This window comes from Streptomyces sp. NPDC097107 (assembly GCF_044762405.1).
In the GTDB taxonomy this organism is placed as follows: domain Bacteria; phylum Actinomycetota; class Actinomycetes; order Streptomycetales; family Streptomycetaceae; genus Streptomyces; species Streptomyces thinghirensis.
The window spans coordinates 1-15,255 of record NZ_JBIWEF010000009.1; the positions used below are offsets into that span (position 1 = coordinate 1).

9 protein-coding genes and 2 pseudogenes are annotated in these 15,255 nt (G+C 67.8%); 3 read left to right on the plus strand and 8 right to left on the minus strand.

All coding sequences use genetic code 11. The features are described 5' to 3' along the window. Positions 1-218: 218 nt before the first annotated feature. Both istA and istB read left to right on the plus strand, forming a co-directional pair. Positions 219-1,635 (plus strand): annotated as a pseudogene (gene istA / locus ACIQ1J_RS21720) (IS21 family transposase). After that, a complete protein-coding gene (gene istB, locus ACIQ1J_RS21725; RefSeq protein WP_403558853.1) occupies positions 1,632-2,396 on the plus strand; it encodes an IS21-like element helper ATPase IstB in 765 nt (254 codons plus the stop codon). The pseudogene istA and the gene istB overlap by 4 nt, the downstream one beginning before the upstream one ends. Positions 2,397-2,405: 9 nt before the next feature. Here the strand turns inward: istB and ACIQ1J_RS21730 are convergent, their stop codons facing one another. Next, a complete protein-coding gene (locus tag ACIQ1J_RS21730) occupies positions 2,406-2,810 on the minus strand; it encodes a hypothetical protein (RefSeq protein ID WP_403558855.1) in 405 nt (134 codons plus the stop codon). A gap of 92 nt (positions 2,811-2,902) precedes the next feature. Here ACIQ1J_RS21730 and ACIQ1J_RS21735 point away from each other — a divergent pair. Next, positions 2,903-3,483, plus strand: a pseudogene (locus ACIQ1J_RS21735) (IS3 family transposase); the annotation flags it as partial. A gap of 38 nt (positions 3,484-3,521) precedes the next feature. Here the strand turns inward: ACIQ1J_RS21735 and ACIQ1J_RS21740 are convergent. The 7 genes from ACIQ1J_RS21740 to ACIQ1J_RS21770 all read right to left on the minus strand — a co-directional run bounded on the left by ACIQ1J_RS21740 (position 3,522) and on the right by ACIQ1J_RS21770 (position 14,929). Continuing rightward, the gene (locus tag ACIQ1J_RS21740; protein ID WP_403558857.1) at positions 3,522-4,394 is read right to left on the minus strand and encodes an alpha/beta fold hydrolase; all 873 of its coding nucleotides are present in this window, start codon (positions 4,392-4,394) and stop codon (positions 3,522-3,524) included. 64 nt (positions 4,395-4,458) lie between these two features. Beyond that, on the minus strand, positions 4,459-5,052 hold the full coding sequence (locus tag ACIQ1J_RS21745; RefSeq protein ID WP_403558859.1) for a maleylpyruvate isomerase family mycothiol-dependent enzyme: 594 nt from the start codon (positions 5,050-5,052) through the stop codon (positions 4,459-4,461). 39 nt (positions 5,053-5,091) lie between these two features. Next, positions 5,092-6,453, minus strand: coding sequence for a wax ester/triacylglycerol synthase domain-containing protein (locus ACIQ1J_RS21750; RefSeq protein WP_403558861.1), 1,362 nt, complete (start codon positions 6,451-6,453; stop codon positions 5,092-5,094). Positions 6,454-6,577: 124 nt separating this feature from the next. Next, positions 6,578-7,513 (minus strand): SDR family NAD(P)-dependent oxidoreductase, encoded by a 936-nt coding sequence (locus ACIQ1J_RS21755; protein ID WP_403558863.1) that lies wholly within the window; start codon positions 7,511-7,513, stop codon positions 6,578-6,580. Between the two features lie 85 nt (positions 7,514-7,598). Beyond that, a complete protein-coding gene (locus ACIQ1J_RS21760) occupies positions 7,599-12,485 on the minus strand; it encodes an SDR family oxidoreductase (protein ID WP_403558865.1) in 4,887 nt (1,628 codons plus the stop codon). Then, complete coding sequence (locus tag ACIQ1J_RS21765; RefSeq protein ID WP_403558867.1) at positions 12,482-13,789, minus strand: acyltransferase domain-containing protein; 1,308 nt, start codon at positions 13,787-13,789, stop codon at positions 12,482-12,484. Before ACIQ1J_RS21765 ends, ACIQ1J_RS21760 begins: the two co-directional genes overlap by 4 nt. A gap of 213 nt (positions 13,790-14,002) precedes the next feature. After that, positions 14,003-14,929, minus strand: a complete 927-nt coding sequence (locus ACIQ1J_RS21770; RefSeq protein ID WP_403558869.1) for an SDR family oxidoreductase — start codon at positions 14,927-14,929, stop codon at positions 14,003-14,005. Positions 14,930-15,255 lie beyond the last annotated feature (326 nt).

The window sequence follows — 15,255 nt, forward strand, 5'->3', positions numbered from 1 at the left end:
AGCTTTCGGTTCGTCTTGCAGCGTATGAGGAGATCGGCGCCGGTGATGGCCAGCTGGTTCAGCAGTGCGGCGGAGGAGAAGTTCCGGTCGCCCAGTGTCGGCGTACACGTGAACGCACATAGCCGCGTACGGATGAACGTGCAGAGTTCTTGATGTGCTGAGTGCCGGCCCCCGGCACGCTGCTGCCTGTTGTCGAAGGTCGCAGAGAGGGGTGGGCCATGGTCTTGGACCCGCAGCGCTGGCTCGAGCTCCGGCGTTTTCGCGGTTTGGTGGAGTCCGGGGCGATGAGCCTGTCGGAGGTCGCCAAGGAGACCGGGCTGAACTGGCGGACGGTCAGCAAGTACTTGTCTGCCGACTCGTCTGCGCCTCCACGCCGGATGGCGAGTGGTCAGCCGCGCAAGCGGGTGGTCGACGAGGTCGCTCCGCTGATCGACGCGATGCTGCGGGCGGAGATCCTGATGAAGGCCGCGGTGATTCACGAGCGGCTGGCCACGGAGTACGGGTTCACCGGGAACTACCAACGGGTCAAGCTCTACGTGCAGGAGGCCCGCCCGAGGATCGCGGAGGAACTGGGGATCGCTCCGCGGGAGCTGGCGGGGATGCATCGCAGGTTCGAGGTGATCCCGGGTGCTCAGGCTCAGGTGGACTGGGGCGATGAGGGCAGGATCCTCGCCCCTCTGGGCATCCCGAAGGTCTACTCCTTCCACATGGTGCTGTCGTACTCGCGTGATCCGTTCTGCTGCTTCACCACCAGCCTGGACCTGCAGACGTTTTTCGACTGCCATCGGCGGGCATTCGCCCACTTCAACGGGGTCCCGATGACGATCGTCTACGACCGCACCAAGACGGTCGTGCGCCGTCACGTTGCCCCGGGTGAGGCGGTTCCACTGCATCCGGAGGCGGTCGGGTTCGCCGGCCACTACGACTTCGACATTGATGTGCTGGCCGCCTACCGGCCCCAGGGCAAGGGCCGCGTCGAACGCCAGGTCCTGATCGTCCGCGACCACGTTCTCTCGGGCCGGGCCTTCTCCTGCATCGAGGAGATGGACGCCGCGTTCACCGCCTGGGTGCCGAAACGACGAACCCAGACGCACCGGACTCACCAGCAGGTCATCGGTGAGCGGGCAGTTCGTGACCACGCGGCACTCAAGCCGTTGCCACCCACTCCGTATCTGGTGGCCGAACGTCATCTGCGGCCGGTCGGCAAGGACTGCCTGGTCGCCTTCGGCGGGAACCTCTACTCCGTCCCCGCCCGCAAGGTCCGACCGCGTCAGCTGGTGGAGATCAGGGCCACGAAGTCGCAGGTCATGCTGCATTCCACCATCGCCGACTCCACCGGCGAGACGCTGCTTGCCATGCATCCACGGGCGGTCGGACGCGGCGTCCGTGTCGTCGAAGAACAGCACTGGGACGGCCTGCCCACCGGCAAAGGACGCCGGACCACCACCGGCGACGCCTTGCCCCGGCCGCGTCACGATCGCCCCCCCGGGTGAGGAGAGCGGGCCGCTGCAAGCCCTCCTCAACCGGGCTGCGGCGACCCGCGTCGAGGTCGGCCGCCGACCGTTGTCGGTCTATGACGAGCTGACCGGGACCCGCCCTTTCACCAGTAACCGAGCGACGAAGGAATCGTCTTGAGCGAGCTGACCGGCAACCGCACCACGGCGACCAAGCTCGGCCTGCCCCACCTGGCGGAAACCATCAACGATTACACGCGGCGGGCGGACGAGGGGAAGATGGGCTACCTCGACTTCCTCGACCTGGTCCTCTCCGAGGAACTCGCCGTCCGCGACGACCGCCGCTTCCGCCAGGGCCTGCGGCTTTCCCGGCTGCCGCACCACAAAACGATCGATGAGTACGACTTCTCGTTCCAGCCCGAGCTCGACCCGCGCAAGATCAAAGACCTGGCCACCCTGTCCTTCGTCGAAGCAAAGGCCAATGCCGCCCTGCTGGGGCCGCCCGGCGTCGGCAAGACCCACATCGCGATCGCGCTGGCTGTCGCGGCCTGCCGGGCCGGCTACTCGATCTACTTCACCAGCCTCGACGACATGGTCCGCAACCTCAGGGCAGCCGAGGCAGCCGGACGTCTGACCAGCAAACTGGGTTCCTACCTGCGGCCGAGCGTTCTCGTGGTCGATGAGGTCGGCTACCAGCCCCTCGAACGCGCCGAGGCAAATCTGGTCTTCCAGGTCATCTCGAAGCGCTACGAAAAGGGCTCCATTATCCTGACTTCGAACAAGACCTTCAGCGAATGGGGCCAGGTCTTCGGCGACGAAGTCCTCGCCACCGCCATCCTCGACCGCCTCCTGCACCACTGCGAAGTCGTCGCCATCAACGGTCCCAGCTACCGGCTGAAGAACCGCCTCAAAGCCATCGAACGCGAGACGGAAGTCGCCTGATCCGGGAGTTCAATCCTGGCCAAGCTCCTCGCCCGGCGGGATGAAGGCGTCGGCACTGTCGGCATCGTCAACATGCCCGTGAGCGTCCATCGTGATGGCCGTTGCCCGGCCCTGCGAGGTGATCAGCCACGCGAGTACCTGTTCCGTGAGCGGGGTATTCCCCGGGCCCTCGTCTCTCCAGTGGGCCCGCCACCCGCCCCCAGGCACTGCGGCTACGACCTGGTCGGCCTTCTCGAGGTGGGAGAAGTCCTCGTATTCCGTGACGGGACGCATGGCGCCTCGCTTCGGGTCGACGACAAGCGCCGTCCCAGTTGCCGGGTCCCATGCCTCCACCCGCACCATGCGGCCGATCTCGGTCTCGGTGCCATTGAAGATCGCGGTCCAGCCGGTCTGATTGAAGTAACGAAGGTCCACCGCCCCATCCTCTCGCATGGCGATGAGCGCAGCGGGCGGCTACTTGCTCTGCACGTTCATCCGTACGCACCTTTGCGCATAGGCAAGTACGCCGACACGAGAACGCCCGCCTGCTCAAGGCGGAGAAGGAGTGGCAGCTGGAGCGAGGGATCCTGCGCCGGGCAGCCGCCTATTTCGCTCGGGAGGCGAAGTGAGGACCCGCCGCTGGGACTTCATCTCCGACCACTGTGCCGACTTCGGTATCCAGCGGCTGTGCCGGGTTCTTGGGGTGTCCCGCTCCGGTTTCTACCGGCATCAGGCCACCGCGTCGGCCCGCGCCGAGCGCCAGGCGGCCGAGGAACTGGCGGTCGCGGAGATCCGCGCCGTCCACGCCGAACACCACGGTGCCTACGGCGCCCCGCGCGTGCACGCCGAACTCCGCCTGCGCGGGCGGAGGATCAACCGCAAGCGGGTGGCCCGGCTGATGCGCATCAACCGCATCGCCGGCCGCCACCTGCGGCGCAAGAAGCGCACCACGATCGCGGACACGACTGCTCCTCCCGCCCCGGACCTGGTGATGCGCGACTTCAGTGCGGATGCCCTGAACGCCAAGTGGTGCGGCGACATCACCTACATAGCCGTCGGCTCCACCTGGCTGTATCTGGCTACGGTCATCGACATCTGCTCACGCCGCGCAAGCACCGCTACGGGCAGGAGGGATACTGAGCGGGCCTACTTGCGGGGCCGGTCGATGCTGTCTCGCACGAAGGGGCTCAGCACTGCCATGAAGTCCTCGTGGGAGTCGAGGAAACATACGTGTCCACCACCGCGGATCACCTCCAGCCTGCCGTGGGGCAGACGGCGGGCCGCCCGGGCTCCCTGTGATACCGGGAGCAGCACATCGGTGAGGCCCCACACGACCAACGCGGGTACTGTGATGTCCCGCAGTCGGTCCAGGACGACGTACTCCGGCTTCTGCCCGGTCAGCCCGGCCCCCACCCGGAGAATCTCGATGGAAGTGCGCACCGACAGCCGGGTGCGGGTCAACTGCAACTGGGCTGTCAACACCGTCAATGGCACACGCCAGGGCTGTCGCAGCAGCACATTGGCCGAGAGGGCTGCCAGAGCACCTATGCCGGGCGCGGTCGCGACGGTCGCCAACAGGTCGGCGGCGGGTGCGGGGAGAGCTGCGATGCTGCTCAGCAGTGGGTTGATCGCACGGCCCAGCCCTGCGGCGTCGACCAGACAGAGGCGGGACACGAGCCGCGGATGTTCCAAGGCCATGTAAGCTGCGACGGCTCCGCCGAAGGAGTGGCCGATCACGATGCTCTCCCGCACCCCGAGAACTTCCAGGAACGCCGCGGAGAACGCGGCGAGTGATCCAGGACGCAGGTCGTCCACGGGGCTTGTCCCCCCGAGCCCTGGCAGGGACAGCGCCAGAACGCGATGGGTCAGGGCGAGGTCCTGCATGACCTCCCACCAACTGCGGGCGTCCTCCGCGACGCCCGCCAGCAACAGCACCGCCGGGCCGGTGCCTGCCTCGTAATAGAGCGTTGAGACGCCGTTGACCAGTACTCTGGACTCGGCCGGTTCCTCTGTGGGCATGTCTCCTCCTCGGGACGGGGCAGCCCTGCGGGCTCTGGTGTCTTGGCGCGCCATGAGGCATGGCTCAGACGAACGACAATTCGCCGGCTGTAGCGTCACGACCCGCGAGCCACATCCCCAGCGCCTCACGCGTACCGTGGACCTCGGGCGCGCCCACCAGTGTGGGGAGTCCCCGCGCTGGGCGGCCGTCGCTGGGTACGGGGCGGAAGCGTAGAGCCCGCCCGTTCAGCCAGAGGCTCAGCATCAGTCCGTCACGGAAGATGGCGGTGGAGACAGGATCGGGGATGTCCCGCGTGCGGCCCAGGCCTCGCAGGATGTCCTGGTGGTGTATGGCGAGATCCCCCAGTACGACCATGGCGGCCGTGCGGCTGGAGAGGCTCGGAGCGCGTCCCCATGTGTCCGCCCGCCGCATCAGTTCCGGCCTGGTGAGAGCCCGGCCCCAGGACTTTTGGGCCTTGTTCGCGGCGTTCAGACACAGACCGTGGGCCAGGAGCAGGTGCACGCGGTCCACGCTGATGACGTGGCTCAGCACGTCCCGGGGTGCCCAGTCGGCGCAGAGCGTGGATCCATTGTTGAACTCGTCCTCAGAAAGGCCGGCGACGGTGTCGATGAACCTGAGTCTCTCCGCTCGCAACTGCGCCTCGAACGGTGCCTGCATCGTAGTGGCCCTCGCTCTACTGTCGGCTGCGTGGGAGGATCAGCGTCCCGGTGCGGTGAGCACGTCCTCGAAGCTGAGCTCGAGACACCGGTGGAACAGGTCGGGGGCGGTGACCGCCGCAGGGTCGAGGTTGACACCGATGCCGCACATATCGCCGTGGGAAGCCGTCGTGATGTTGGCGGCCGACGGCCCTCGGGGAGCCCAGGGCACCGCGTCCACGATGCGGGCACCGGCCACGTAGGTGTCCTGGGCGAGTCCGGGAACACCGGTGACCACCAGATCGACACCCTGAGCAAGGACGGGCGCGACCAGCCCGAAGAGGGGCGGTGGGACCCAGCGGGTGTTGGCGGCCAGGATCGGGTAGAGCCCGTCCATCAAATCGTGACGGGCTCTGCTCACGGTGTTGTGGACGGTGAGCATCCGTTCGACCGGGGTCAGATTCCCCACGTGGCCGGCGATCCGGATCGCCGCGACGTGGTTGCCGGCGCCCGGCTGGGAGGGCTCGCGGATACTGACTGGCAGCATGACGGGGATGGCCTCGTGTGCCAAGCCGTGATGCCGGTGGTACGCGTGAAAGGCGCCGAGTATCGCCGCCACAAAAACGGAGTTGACCGAAACCCCGGTTCTTTTCCCCGCCGCCCTGAGGCCCGGCAACGGAACCGACACCAGCCCGTAGTGGAGTTCGTGGCTGCGTCGGCGTAGCAGTGGCGAGGGTTCTACCGGGGAAACGACGCTTCGCAGATTCCTCGCTGCGCGCCGCAGGCGCGCCCCGGCCTCGTCGGACGCGAGCATGGCGCGCACCGATTCTCCCGCTGCCGCGGTCAGCAGCGTCCCGGCGTCCTGCAGGGCGAAGCGGGCTGTCCGCCCCAATCGCGGAAGCGGGTTCCGGGATTGGACACGGTTACCGTCGGTCGGCGAGGGCACCGATGCGTGGACCGACGGCATCCGCATCCGAGGGGAGCGGGGCAGCAGGTTGCGCATGGCGATCTGGATGCCGAGGGCGTCAGCAATGGCGTGGTGCCACTTCAGCACGACAGCGGCTCGGCCGTCTGCGTATCCCTCGACCAGGGTGGCCTCCCACGGGGGACGCCTTCGGTCCAGGGTGCCCGACGCCCGCCATTCGACCAGGTCGAGCAGCTCGCGCAGCCCGCCCGGTGCGGGCAGCCGCATCCGGTGCACGTGCCTGCTGAGGCGGAAGTCCGGATCCGGTGACCAGTGGGGAACACCGATGTGGAGGACGGATTCGTCGACCCGATGCCGCAGCCGGGGCATCGCCCGTGTCATCCAGTCGCAGCCGGACAGAAAGGCCCCCCATTCGGGGGTCTGGTCGAGAAACCAGACCCACACGACCTCCACACGCAGTCGTTCATGTGCACTCATGCGCCAGAAGAGGGTGTCCATGCCGCTCAGGGGTCCCGGATGGGTCCATCCGTCGATCGGCCGCATCGCTGCCTCCGCGCCCTCTGGTCGTGGTGGCCGAGAGGTCTCATCCGCGGAGGTTTCGCGCTCCCCGCTGTGGCCCGGCTCAACCATTGTCGTCTCCCCCAGTCGTTGTTTTGTCGGGATCAGAAGCCGTGGGGCGGTGGGCGGGGCGTCCAGGAGCGGTGACCGTACCGGGCAGCAGGCAGACCAGCTCCTTCGAGCGCTCCCACACCTCCCGCTGCAGTCCGGTGTTGAAGCGCAGGAAGGCCTTCGGTAACAGGCCGAACCCGAGGGCTGTCGAATGGAATTCGCCTCCGCGGTGCGCGAAGGCCGGGTCGGTGGCCAGGCGCAGAATCACCTTCACGGACTCCGCCGGCGAGGTCACCAGAGGCGTGCGGGCTCCCGCGGCGAAGAGGGGCGCGATGATCGGAGCGCTCCTGGACATGTCGGTGAGAACGAACCCGGGGCACACCGAGGTGGCTCTGACGCCGCGGTCCCGCCATCGTTCCGCCGCCTCCTGGGCGAAAAGCACGCAGAGCATCTTCGAGCGGGCGTACACCCTCATGGACCCGATCGGCCCGTACGAACCAGGCTGATGGAACGACATCGGATCGATGCCGGTGACCAAGCGGTGCGATTCGGAGGCGATCATGATCACTCGCGAGGGTGCGCCGCGCTCCAGGAGATCTAGTAGCGAGTGGGTGAGGAGGAACGGCCCCAAGTGATTGGTCGCGATCATTCTGTCGAACCCGTCGGCGCTGACGGCGGCGTAGGGATCGTGGGTCCCCGCATTATTCACCAGGACGTCCACACGCCCGTATGCGTCGTGCAGTTCGGCTGCGAGCCGTCGGACGTCGCCGAGCACGGAGACGTCGGCCAGAAAGAGGCTGACTTCCGTCCGGGGAGCGGCAAGGCGCAACTCGGCCGCGGCCGCCGCGCCCCTGGCCGGGTCGCGGCACACGATGGCCACTCGCGCTTCCTGCCGGGCCAGACCGCGAGCGATCTCCTTGCCGATTCCCGCCGACGCGCCAGTGACCACACAGACTCTGTCCCTCATGGTGTTCCCGCTTCCTCTCCTCGGTAGCCGCACCGTCGACACAGCCTCAGGACTTGGTGCGGCGTGCTCACCCGGGCGGTCCGGCCATGTCGATCGCCCGGACACCCGCGACCTCCAACAGGAGCCGGCCGTCCGCGGTCCACGCCCGGTAGATCCCTTCGCCGTCCACGCCCACGCCGAGCGTGTGCCCGTACCGGGCCAGCAGTTCCCGGTCGTTGGCACCCTCGACGTAGAGGTCGAGCCGCTCGACGGAGCGCGGAACCAGAAGGGGCTGGTGGCCTGACGACCCCGGGCGCAGGGAGCCAGTGCGCAGGGCGGCGCATACGAGCAAGGGCGGGATGGTGGTGCTGCGGAGGTAGGACCGGCCCGTGAGCCGGGGGGTCCACAGACCGCACACGGCGTCGGTTCCGACCTCGCAGTGCGACAGGTTGCGGAAGATGCCGCGCAGAGAGACAGGCCCGTCGTCGGTGGCATAGGGGTCGGCGACCGAAGCGGCGCCCGACGGGTCCTTAGACGCCCGGTGAGAGGGTGCGGTCACCGGCGCCCCCGTGACGAGCACGAGAGCGCGGAAGTGACGGAGCGCGCCCTCCCGCAGACGTCCGTCCGGAGCCAGCGTGTCGGAGTGGATACTCACTTCGACCGCGGCCGTGCGGTCGTCGCCGACGGGTCCGCCGCATACGTGGGCCCTGATCCGCAGGGGGGTGTGTGTGCGCCCGGCGTATGGCCTGATGAACCTTTCGAACTCGGCCTGCCGGAACCCGCGCGTGAGAGACCCCGGCACCAGCAGTTCGGCGGCGTGCGCGGCGATGTCCAGCATGAACGTCGCCGGTGTCGTGGGCTTACCGTGGACGAGGTGGTCGAAGAGGTATGCGTCCCTGGCGTCCATGTCCCAGGTCGCGGACGCTGAGAGGCCCGACACGCGGCTGCCGGCCCATGAGGGAAGCTGACGGAAGGTCTTTGGGTCTGCCGCATCCGGCTGGATCAGCCCCGGTCGCTGCTTCCTCAGACGCTCCTTCTCGTTCCGGCCGAGGTAGGTTGACGCCCCTGCCAGCAGCGGAGCCGCGCCGAACTCGCTCAGGAACTGAGCGGTGCCCTCTGCGGTCGGAATCGGTGTGAACAGAGCATCGCGGGCTATCTGCTCCTGGAGTACGGGGTCCGCACCCATGCCGGCCTGAGCCCACATGCCGAAACCGATGGTGATCTCGGCAGTTGGCCCGAGGGCTTCCGCTGCCGCCTCCAGGTAGGCGTTTCCCGCGGCGTAGTCGGGGTCGCCGGGTACACCGGCCGCTCCCGAGTGCGATCCGATATTGCACCAGAGCCGTGGCGGGGCTGCTCGCAGTGCCGCCTTGAGATGATGGTGGCCGAGTACCTTGGTGTCCCGGACCCGACGGAAGGTCTCGAGCGTCTTCTTCGCCAGGACCGTGGACCCCACCTGCCCTGCGGCGTGTACGACAAAGTCGACGCGGCCGTCCCGGCTCACCACGTGCCGTATGGCCTCGTCTACAGCCGCGGGATCCCTCATGTCGCAACTGACGTACTCCACCTTCTCGGCACCGAACCGGTTTCTGAGCCGTTCGATCACGCGGCGCGCGTTGCGAGCCCGCATCATCTCGTCGACGTGGGCGACCATTGCGCGCGTCGACATGCCGGAATCCGCGTCGCGGAGTCGGCGCATGAGCTGACTGCGCAGACGTGGGAGCTGGTCGTCCGGGGCTGAGAGCACCTCGTCGGGCAGGGGGATGTCGCGGGTGCGCCCGAGTAGCCAGAGCTTGGGTCGAGCATGCGCTGACAAGGTGGTCAGCAGGCATTCGGTGATGCCGCCGGTGCCGCCCGTAACCACACCGATCGAGCCGTCTTCCACAGGGAACGGTGCGGCGGAGAAGGACGTCGGAAGCGGAGAGGGGTGCAGCGTCTCCACCCGCCGGTCGCCTTTGAAGTAGTAGACGAGGGGCGGCACGGGGCGGTCCGAGGCCATCTCGTGCCCGACGCGGGTCAGCAGGGCAGGCGTGGCCGCCTCATCGGTGGCGAGCACGAGGAGTGCCCCTTGTGGGTTCTCCCACTGCAGGCTCTTGACGAATCCGGTGAACAGAGCCACGAGCGGGTGCTGGTACGTTCCCGCCTCCAAGCCGGTGAGCAGCACGACCATGGAGCTGTCGGGCTGCCATCTCGACCACAGGCGTTGGGTGACGAGGAAGAGTGCATCGTGAAGGACCAGGCAGCCTGTGAGGTCGGTTTTGCCCAGGTCACAGACCACGGTGAGGTGAGGAGACGCTTCGCTGAGGCCGGGGAAGCGCTCATCGAGCGTCCCGGAGTCCATCGGTCCCTCACCGCTCTCGGCCAGGGTGAGGAGGAGCGCATCAGCGTCCTCCACGGCCGGCCGGAGCAGCGACGCGGACTCGGCGCAATCGACGAGCACGACGCCTCGCCTGGGCAGAGCTGCACGCACGGCCGTCTTGTGTGTCTTGAGCGGTTGGCGGATGAACTCCCTGGTGTACCGGTCGGTGAGCCACTGTTCCCGTGGTCCCTGCCCACCCTGCCGCGGGGCCTCCCGCTTCTGGACGCTGCTGGCGCCGACTGGTCCGCGACGCGGGCCGGCTGCCCCACTTTCTCCATCGGCGGGCCCTGCCTGGATGCGACGCCTTTCGGCTTCTTCGTTCGGGTTGACTATGAGCACCGTGTCGTTCTGAACACCCGGCAATCGGCACGGAAGTGTCCCGCATTCGACAGCGCGCAGGACATCGAGCGCGTGGTCGGCAGCAAGGTAACTGCGTTCGCGCGGTTCGCGGGCCTGGCCCTGAGGTGACCCCGGTACGGTGTTCAGGGCAAGGCGGGCCATCACCGGCCACCCGTGTGCCTCCGCTGAGGGGGGCGTGGTCAACGCGAGCAGAAAGGCCCCCTCAGCGACGCCGGCATCGCCGCACCCGAACAGAGCGCCGTTCTCGGAGGAACCGTTTCCGTTGACCGCGAGTACCAGCGCGAGGTCCAGTTCACCCGTGCGCAGATAGTGATGGGCTGTCTTGATGGCGAGGAGGGAGCTGTCCACACCTGCGTCGATCGACATGGTGGGGCCGTGCAGGTCGTAGCGCGCCGTGATACGTGAGGCGATGACGTTCGGCATCGTTCCGGCCTGTGAGTCCTCGGTGCAGGAAGGGGTGGACCGCAACAAGGTTGCCAAGCCGTCAGCGGCCTGCCGGACGGCGCGAGCATCGTCGCAGCCGTTGAGGGCTCGGGTCAGATCCCGCGCGTGGCAGCGCAGAGAAGCCCCCGTCAGCATGGCCGGGAACCCGGTGTGTGCGGCGATCACCCCAGTGGTCTCCGTAAGGCCGGCCCATATCTCCCCATGCGCCTCCACGAAGCGTGCAGCCACCTGCAAGGCCATCAGGTGGCACGGATCGACCGCCGAGATGGTGCGGCGGGAAAGCCGTACCTCAACGGGTGACGGAGCAGGGTAGGGCTGTGGAAAGCGGGCGCCGACCAACGCGCCCTCGTCGCGCAGCCATGCCCGCACGTGGCTGGTCGTCGGGCCCCCGGGCAGGTGGGCGCTCCAACCCACCAACGCCAGTTCTTGGGACCGCGGCCTGGCAGCCGGCTGTGAGCGCACCCGAGGGGTGTCATCCGGGCGATCTGTGACGAGCAGGTGGGCGTTGGTGCCACCGAAGCCGAATCCGGAGACGCCGACGACACGCGCGCGATGCGGCTCGGCCGGGAACGGACGGCCATTGCTCGGCACGTGGAGGGGCAGTGTGCCGGCACGCTCTTCCTCAGTGGGGCCGTTGGCCTGTCCGGGGATCCATTCCCTGCGGAGGCCCAGTAGGGCGTGGATGAGGGAGAAGACCCCCGCCACCCACCCGGTGTGTCCGAAGACCGGCTTGTTGCTTGTGCACAGCAGGTCGCTGCCTGCGGCCAGATCCGAGATGACCTGTGACTCCACCCCGTCGCCCGCCGGCGTCCCCGTTCCGTGGGCGATGATCCAGTCGATGTCCTCGGGGCCGAGTCCGCTGACCGCCCGTGCGCGCAGGATGGCGCGCCGCTGTCCGGTCGTGTTCGGTGCCGAGATCGACTTGCCGCGGCCGTCGGCTGCGGCCCCGAAACCGCTCAGGACGCCGTGAATGGTGTCCTTGTCGGAGACAGCCTGCTCAAGCGTCTTCAAGGTGACCGCAGCCGCCCCGTCACTGAACACGGTCCCGTCGGCAGCGCTGGTGAAGGCGCGCACGCGATCGGTTTTGGACAGGCCATTCAGTTTGGCGAACATCACTGACGCGGTGGGATCGAGCACATGGAAGCCACCGCAGTAGGCGATGTCGCAGTCACCCGCCAGTAGGGCCTTGACACCGAGGTCCACCGCGTACAGCGACGAGGCGCACGCCGTGTCCACGAGGACGGACTCCACCACTGGTTCGGGAAGCCGGGCCAGTGCCGCCCGGAGGGCGGATATGGGCGCTGCCTCCTCCAAAGGCACCGCGTACCGATAGTGCTCCAGTAGGGCTGCCTGTACCTCTTCCCTCTCCCGTCCTTCGGTGACGAGGCGGGAGACCGTGTGTGACAGCATGGTCTGCACGAGGCTCTGGCTTCCGCCCGGCCAGGCTCCGGCGTAGACGCCGCAACGGTAGGCGGCGTCGATCAGGACCCCCTCCCGTGCCTGCAGCAGGGAATGCCGCAGCCAGCGCACAGCCTGATCGCCGTGTGATCCGGCGCCGTCCCTTTCCTCCCCTTGCAGTGCGTGATGGAGCCGCAGTTCGTGCAGGTAGCCGGCCCGGCGTGCATAGGTACGATCGGGTGCCTGGGGGTCGGCCGACCAGAAGTCGGCCAACCGAAACCGCTCTCCGGGTTCGCTGAACACATCGCGGGTGCCGTTGAGCAGTTCCCAGACCTCGTCGGGACACGATGCTCCCGGTACGGCCACACCCATTCCGACCACCGCGATCAGCTGATCCTGACGGCTCCGTGACGTCATGGGCGGAGCTCCTCCACGAGTCCGGCGAGCTCTTCCAGCGTGGTGGCCTGGATTCGCCGCTGAGACGGCAACTCCGGAAGCCCGTACTGCCGACGGACGCGCTCGAACAGCGCGATCTGCTTGACCGAGTCCACGCCGAGGTCCGCCTCGAGGTCGATGTCCGGTGTCAGCATTTCCTCGGGGAAGCCGAGTTCCTCGGCGTACATCCCGACCAGCTCTGCCATGAGCACCGAGCGGTCGGGCGGCCCTGCCGCTGTCCTCGGATCCGGGCGCACTGTCTCGCGGGCCGGGGTGGTGGGGGCCGTAGCAGGGTCGTCGTCCCGCGGCCAGGCGAAGGGGACGCCGGCAGCGTCCAGCTCCTTGAGTAGCTCAAGGGGGCGGCCACGACTCGGCAGCAGCGGCACCGCCGAGACCGCGGAGGGCAGCGACGCTCGCACGATCTTGGTCAGTGCGCTGCGTGCTCCCGTCTCGACGAACACCCTGGTTCCCTCCCGGAAGAGGGTGAGCAGGGCGTCGTAGAAGTGCACTGGCGTGACGAGGTTGCGGTGGATCACTTCGCGAACATCCGTGACCGACCGCACGAAGCGTCCCAGTGTGGGCGAGAACACGGGGATTCTGGGCTCGTGCAGGGGCACATCCGAGGCCGTCCTGGTGAACAGGTCCGCCGCTTCGTACATGAGCGGATTGTGGAAGGCGTACCTGGCCCGCAACCGGGTGGCGCGAATGTCGAGACTCGCGGCCAGCTTCTCGACGTCCGCCAGGCAAGAAGCCGGCCCGGACAGCACGCTCTGGTCCGGTCCGTTGTCGATCGCAACGCACAAATGCGGTTCGTCGAGTAGTGCCACAAGGTGGCCGGCGCGGCCGGCGGACACGCTCAGCGCTACCAGGCCGCCTTCGGGAGGATCGACCCGACGGGGTGCCTCGATGCGAAGGCAGGCAAGCCGTGCCACGTCGACGACGGAGACGGCGCCGGCCGCCGACAATGCCGCGAACTCACCGAAGCTGTGTCCCACCAGCACGTCGGCGCGCACACCCAGTTCGCTGAGCAGTTCGAAGGCGACCGCATCTGTGGCGTAAATGGCGAGGTCCACCACGTCGCTCCTCTGTGAGAGAAGCTCGTCCAAGGACGGGGATCCCCTCTCCAGCAACAGGGGGGTGACCGGCTCCAGGCCGTGCTCGGCCGCAATTTCGTCCACGGTCTGCAGAGTCCGGGCCGCAGTGGGGAAGTGCTCAGCCCATTCACCGAGGATGCCCGGCACATATGCCCCCTGGCCAGGGAACAAGAAAGCAGTTCGGGAAGTCACGAGTGTTTCCTCCTGTGCGTCGGGTCTGGTTTCTCGGGCGTGCTGCCACCGGGGGGCTCGCTGCGAAGGCTCCGCTGCGCCGCCCTGGTGGGGAGTCGGCGTGCCGGCGCCGGAACGGCTGGCGGTCCGGGCACGGCATGGCTGCCAGGCTGTCGTTCGCCGCCGCTGGTCGGACGTCCTCGACTGCGGCCGACCGGTGGGGGGAGTTGCCGGTCACTTCCCGCGTCCTTGCGGCGCCACGAAGGCCTTCGGGGTGAGCATGGCTCGTCCGACGGACAGCCCTCCGTCGGCGAGGTAGGACTGGCCTGAGATCCAACTGGCCTGGGGAGAGGCCAGGAACACCACCAGTTGAGCCAGCTCCTCTTCGGTGCCGAGCCGGCCGAGCGGAGCGGCTGCAGTGCACGTGTCCCTGAGCGCCTGCGCTTCGGGGAACAGCTTCGCCGTGTCGTTCTCCAGCAGTCCGGCGGAGGCGGTGTTCACCCTGATGCCGTACGGCCCCAGGTCAGCGGCCAGGTAGCGCGTCAGCCCCTCCAGGGCCGCTTTGCAGACTCCGACCAGCATGTAGTTGTCCATAGCCATGCCGGCGCCGATGGACGAGACGTTGACGATGGACGCCTCGTCGCTCTCTGCCAACATGGGTACGGCTCGGAGGGCGCAGACGCGAGGCCCGTGCACGTTTGTGGCGAAGGCCAGTTCCCAGTCACGCTCGGTCAGCTCCCCGTACGGGGCAAGCACTCCGCGTGCGGCGTTGTTGACCAGTATGTCCAGTCTCCCCTCTCTCTCTTTGATATCCTCGAACATCGAGGCGACCTGCTCGGGTTTGGCGACGCTCGCGCGTACGGAACGCACGGAACCTCCGGCCGCCCGGATCGCCATCAGCGTGCCTTCGGCGGCGGCCGACGAATGGAAGTAGTTGAGAATTACATGGGCTCCACGCCCTGCCAATCGGCGGCTGATGGATGCCCCGACTCCTTTCCCTCCGCCTGTCACCAGCGCCACGCGACCGGCAAGGTCTTGGCAATCAGAAACCCTCGATCTGTTCAATGGATTCTCCCTTCTGCTGAACGGAACCGGACAGACCGTAGCGAGGTCGCTCCCCCATGGAGGGAACTGGCGCTTTCGCAGAAGTGTCGGTGGCATCCGCGGTGATCACCGGAAGTGCCCATCCGGGTGCGGCGCCACGTGAAACCGTGCCCTCGTGCCCCTGGCTTTTGAAGGCGCATGACAAGGGCGTGCGGTAGCGCAGTGAGCACCTCGTCGCGCGCCTGGGGCCACCGGGGCGCCGCTTTCGCTCCCCGCGGCCAAGGCCCCGGCGTCAGGCAAAGCATCCTGAATTGCCGTTGACCGGAGGCATCATGGCCGCATGCAGGCGCGGGTCGCCTGGATTGGTAGGCGCATCCAGCGCCAACGGCCGGATTCACATGACATCGCACGCCCCTGTCACTCCCTTGTGCGCAGGGGTATTC

Coding starts and splice junctions, on each gene's coding strand:
- ACIQ1J_RS21740 (WP_403558857.1), bottom strand. CDS start 4,394: ATGCCCACAGAGGAACCGGCCGAGTCCAGAGTACTGGTCAACGGCGTC.
- ACIQ1J_RS21750 (WP_403558861.1), bottom strand. CDS start 6,453: ATGGACACCCTCTTCTGGCGCATGAGTGCACATGAACGACTGCGTGTG.
- ACIQ1J_RS21745 (WP_403558859.1), bottom strand. CDS start 5,052: ATGCAGGCACCGTTCGAGGCGCAGTTGCGAGCGGAGAGACTCAGGTTC.
- ACIQ1J_RS21760 (WP_403558865.1), bottom strand. CDS start 12,485: ATGACGTCACGGAGCCGTCAGGATCAGCTGATCGCGGTGGTCGGAATG.
- ACIQ1J_RS21770 (WP_403558869.1), bottom strand. CDS start 14,929: ATGCCACCGACACTTCTGCGAAAGCGCCAGTTCCCTCCATGGGGGAGC.